General features: G+C 73.7%; 4 protein-coding genes. 1 reads left to right on the top strand and 3 read right to left on the bottom strand.

Going from position 1 to position 3,915, the window contains the following annotated elements:
• Positions 1-59: 59 nt before the first annotated feature.
• Positions 60-1,175, bottom strand: coding sequence for a 5-methyltetrahydropteroyltriglutamate--homocysteine S-methyltransferase (locus E1200_RS31795; protein ID WP_243709005.1), 1,116 nt, complete (start codon positions 1,173-1,175; stop codon positions 60-62).
• A 144-nt stretch (positions 1,176-1,319) separates the two neighbouring features.
• On the bottom strand, positions 1,320-1,730 hold the full coding sequence (locus E1200_RS31790) for a nuclear transport factor 2 family protein (protein WP_131956125.1): 411 nt from the start codon (positions 1,728-1,730) through the stop codon (positions 1,320-1,322).
• Positions 1,731-1,923: 193 nt separating this feature from the next.
• Between E1200_RS31790 and E1200_RS31785 the strand changes: the two genes are divergently transcribed.
• The gene (locus E1200_RS31785) at positions 1,924-2,769 is read left to right on the top strand and encodes an LLM class F420-dependent oxidoreductase (RefSeq protein WP_131956123.1); all 846 of its coding nucleotides are present in this window, start codon (positions 1,924-1,926) and stop codon (positions 2,767-2,769) included.
• A 23-nt stretch (positions 2,770-2,792) separates the two neighbouring features.
• Here E1200_RS31785 and E1200_RS31780 read toward each other — a convergent pair whose 3' ends face one another.
• A complete protein-coding gene (locus E1200_RS31780) occupies positions 2,793-3,788 on the bottom strand; it encodes a trypsin-like peptidase domain-containing protein (RefSeq protein ID WP_207933646.1) in 996 nt (331 codons plus the stop codon).
• Positions 3,789-3,915: the final 127 nt, after the last annotated feature.

Genomic DNA, 3,915 nt, shown 5'->3' with positions numbered 1-3,915 from the left:
GGCCCGCCCCGCGCGGCCCGCCCGAGCCGGAGCCGGGCCGCGGGGAGCGGGGGAGCGGGTCAGCCCCAGACCTCCTCGGCGGTCTCGGCGATCAGGCGCAGCTTCGCGGCCTGCTCCTCGGCGCTCAGCGCGTTGCCCTCCACCGTGGAGGAGAAGCCGCACTGCGGGGACAGGCAGATCTGGTCGAGCGGGACGTGCCGCGCCGCCTCGTCGATGCGGCGCTTCAGGTCGTCCTTGGACTCCAGCTCGCCGCGCTTGGTCGTCACCAGGCCGAGCACGACCATCTTGCCCGGCGGGACGAACCGGAGCGGCTCGAAACCGCCCGACCGCTCGTCGTCGAACTCCAGGAAGAAGCCGTCCACGTCCAGCTCGCCGAACAGGGCCTCGGCGACGAAGTCGTAGCCGCCCTCGGCCGTCCAGGAGGAGCGGAAGTTGCCCCGGCACATGTGGGTGGTGACGTTCATGCCCTCGGGGCGCCCGGCCAGCGAGGCGTTGATCTGCCGGATGTAGCGCAGGTGGAGGTGCTCGGCGTCGTCGCCGCGCTCCTTGATCATGGCGCGCTGGGCCGGGTCGTTGAGGTAGGCGAGGCTCGTGTCGTCGAGCTGGAGGTAGCGGCAGCCGAGCTCGCCGAGCCGCCGCACCTGCTCGGAGTAGGCGGCGGCCAGGTCGCTCCAGAACTCCTCGACGTCGGGGTAGACCTTCGGGTCGATCGACGCCGGCCCGCCGCGGTAGTGGACCATGTTCGGCGACGGGATCGTCAGCTTCGGCGTCACCCCGTCCCCGGCGGCGTCCCGCAGGAACGCGAAGTGGTCGGCGAAGATCGTGTCCTCCAGCCGGACCTTGTCGTGCACGCTCAGCGCGGCCGTGCTGAACTCGATGTCCCCGGCCTCGTTGTGGAACTGCACCTTGATCTTCTCGTCCGCCGGGCTGATCCCGCCGAGCCGGTAGATGAAGTCCATGTGCCAGGACGTCCGGCGGAACTCGCCGTCGGTGGCCGACCGCAGCCCGGCCTCGGCCTGCATCCGGACCGCGTCGCGGATCGCGGCGTCCTCGATCTCGGCGAGCCGGGCGGCGTCGATGCGGCCCTGCGCGTGATCGTCCCGCGCGGCCAGGAGTTCGGGCGGACGCAGCAGGCTGCCGACGTGGTCGGCCCGGAACGGCGGCTTGGTTCGCACGGACAAGGGGTGCTCCTTTGCGGGGATGAATCGGACGCTGCCAATCTAGGCACTGCGCCGACCGTGCTCAATCCAGCGCCGGAGATGCGTCCGACCTCGGCGATCGCGCGCCGGCCCGGAGCGGCGCGCGTGCCCCGCCCCGGTTCAGTCGGCGGCGGCCGGTGCGGCGCCCACCTCGCGCGCCTCCCGCTCGACCCGCGCGAACTCCGCGGCCATCGCCTCGGCGAGCGCCTTGGCGGCCGACAGCGGCCGGACCATGACGGTGAGCTCCCCGACCTGCCCGGCGTCGTTCATCCGCAGGAAGTCGCAGCCGGTGATCGTGAGGTCGCCGACCTTCGCCTCGAACAGCAGCGCGTGGTCGCGGCCGTCGCTGATCTCCCGGACGTAGCGGATGCCGGTGAAGACCCGCAGCACGGCGCGCAGGATCGCCGCGGTGACCGGTTTGCCGATGTAGGGCTTGAAGACGACGGGGCTCGTGAAGACGACGTCGTCCGCCAGCATGGCCTCGACCGCCTCGCGGTCGCCGGCCTCCGCCGCCGCTCGGAAGGGATGCATGCGCTCTACTCACCTTGTAGTCACATAGTTGACTAACCAGTAATGAGATTAACGGCAGGTGGACGCCGGGCGCCACCGGTCCCAGGCCGGCCGCACCCCGGGGCCACCGAACACGGTCCCCGCGGATGGTGCGGCACCCGCCGGCACCGCGGGCCCCTGTCCGGAAACATAGAACACGTTCTAGTATCGAGCCATGCGCCATGGCATCGTGCTCTTCACAAGTGACCGGGGCATCACGCCCGCCGCCGCCGCGAAGGCCGCCGAGGAGAACGGGTTCCATACGTTCTACGTCCCCGAGCACACGCACATCCCGGTCAAGCGCGAGGCCGCCCATCCCGGCACGGGCGGCGCGGCCCTCCCGGACGACCGCTACATGCGCACGCTCGACCCGTGGGTCTCGCTGGCGTCCGCGGTCACCGTCACCTCGACGATCCGGCTCGCCACGGCCGTGGCGCTGCCCGTGGAGTCCGACCCGATCACCCTCGCCAAGACCATCGCGACGCTCGACCACCTGTCGGGCGGGCGGGTGACGGTCGGCGCCGGGTTCGGCTGGAACACCGACGAGCTCGCGGACCACCACGTGCCCGCCGGGAAGCGGCGCACGGTGCTGCGCGAGTACGTCGAGGCGATGCGGGCGCTGTGGACGCAGGAGCAGGCGTCCTACGCCGGGGAGTTCGTCTCGTTCGGCCCGTCCTGGGCCTGGCCGAAGCCCGTCCAGCCGCACGTCCCGCTGCTGATCGGCGCCGGCGGCGGACCGAAGACGTTCGCGTGGATCGCCGCCAACGCCGACGGCTGGATGACGACCCCCACCGAGCGCGACATCCTGCCGAAGACCACCGCGCTGCAGGCCGCGTGGGAGGACGCGGGCCGCGCCGGGCGCCCGGAGATCTCCGTCCTGGCCGCCATGCGCCCCACCGCCGAGGACATCGCGGCCTGGGCGGACGCGGGCGTCACCGAGATCATCTGGGGCCTGCCCGACAAGCCCGAGGACGAGGTGGCGGCCTTCCTCGCCCGCCACGCGAAGCGCCTCGGCCTCTGACCGGCCGCCGCCCCGGGCGCGGGTCAGCGCACCAGCCGCAGCGTGCCCTGCCGCGCCCGGTCCGCGGGGATCGCGAAGCCGATGCCGATCGAGCCGCCGCCCCCGCCGCGCATCAGCGTCGCGATCGCGGTGTTCACCCCGATGACCTCGCCGCGCGCGTTGACCAGCGGCCCGCCGGAGTTGCCGGGGTTGATGGACGCGTCGGTCTGCACCGCGGTGCTCGCGCCGCCGCCGTCGCCCAGCCGCACCTGCCGGTTCAGCGCGCTGACGATGCCGCTGGTGACGGTGCCCTGCAGGCCCAGCGGGGAGCCGAGCGCGATCACGGGGTCGCCGACGCGCACGTCCGAGAAGCGGCTGAACGCCAGCGGCGCCGGAGCCTGCGCGGCCGGGATCGCCAGCACCGCCAGGTCGAGCGCGCGGTCGGTGCCCACCAGGCGCGCCCGGACGCGCCGCTGGTCGGCCAGGACCACGGTGACCCGGCCGCCGCCCTCGACGACGTGCGCGTTCGTCAGCACGTGGCCCCGCCGGTCGACGACGAACCCGGACCCGGTGCCCTGGCCGCCCGCCGCCCGGACCTCGATCGAGACCACGCTCGCCTGCACCCGCGCCGCGACGTCGCTGAGGCCGCCCTGCACCGGCCCGGCCTCCGACTGCTGCAGCGCCGTGGACTCCGGCACGTTCGCGGTCAGCCGCCCGGTGACGCCGCCGGCCACGCCGCCGGCGAGCAGCGCCGCGATGACGGCCGCGACGACCGCCCGGCCGGGGCCGCCCCTGCGTCCGCCGTGCCGGTCCTCGTCCGGGAAGCCGTAGTCGCGGCCGCCGTAGTCCGGCCGGCCGGGGAGGGCCCACGGGTCGTCCTGCGGCGGCCGCCTGAACGGATCGTCCTGCGGCCACGTACGAGTGGGTGGCGGAGACGGGAACCCGGCGACGCGCGCGTCGCCCAGGCCGTCCCGCGGGTCGTACGGCGTCGTGCGCCGGCCCGTGCCGTACCGGGAGTCCGCCTGCGGTGGATAAGTCATGAGGCTCCTCACGTTCAATCCCACTAGTGAGTACTCCGCCCCGGCGCGTTTCGTTCAGCGGAAGGGGGGCGTCGGGGGACGCGTTCCCGCGCCGGCATGGCGGGCGCGGGAACCGTCTGTGGGGAGC

The organism is Actinomadura sp. GC306, assembly GCF_004348665.1.
In the GTDB taxonomy this organism is placed as follows: Bacteria; Actinomycetota; Actinomycetes; order Streptosporangiales; family Streptosporangiaceae; genus Spirillospora.
The sequence above is the reverse complement of the archived record's forward strand: the minus strand, read 5'-3'. Positions and strand labels throughout refer to the sequence as shown.

Bases quoted from the DNA above. Each gene is read 5' to 3' on its own strand.
- E1200_RS31790 (WP_131956125.1), bottom strand. From the start codon at position 1,730: ATGCATCCCTTCCGAGCGGCGGCGGAGGCCGGCGACCGCGAGGCGGTC.
- E1200_RS31785 (WP_131956123.1), top strand. From the start codon at position 1,924: ATGCGCCATGGCATCGTGCTCTTCACAAGTGACCGGGGCATCACGCCC.
- E1200_RS31780 (WP_207933646.1), bottom strand. From the start codon at position 3,788: ATGACTTATCCACCGCAGGCGGACTCCCGGTACGGCACGGGCCGGCGC.